The organism is Photobacterium sp. R1 (assembly GCF_054600795.1).
The window spans coordinates 1-229 of the sequence record NZ_BAAHZP010001096.1 but is presented as its reverse complement, the minus strand read 5'-3'; the positions used below and the strand labels follow the sequence as shown (position 1 = coordinate 229).

Sequence of the window (229 nt, the reverse complement as noted above, 5' to 3'; positions counted from 1 at the left end):
CGCACCGCCATTCTCAACCTGAGAAGACAATGGCGCTGCATAAAATCCCCCATCCAATCCCTGTTCTGAAAATGCGGCGTATTCATCACCATAGTCCATAAATGACCAGCCAAAAACGCGTTCAAAAAATGCCTTTGTCTTGGGGATGTGACTTGCTGGGAACTCAACATAGTTGATTTTATGGTGCTTTTTCACTGACTCTGCTCCTTAATGGCTGATTTCAACAGAC

1 protein-coding gene is annotated in these 229 nt (G+C 45.0%); it reads right to left on the bottom strand.

The window, feature by feature from the left end; all coding sequences use genetic code 11:
• Positions 1-195, bottom strand: a 195-nt coding sequence (locus ACYP03_RS28445) for a VOC family protein (RefSeq protein WP_459782997.1), incomplete at its 3' end; no start/stop codon positions are given.
• Positions 196-229 lie beyond the last annotated feature (34 nt).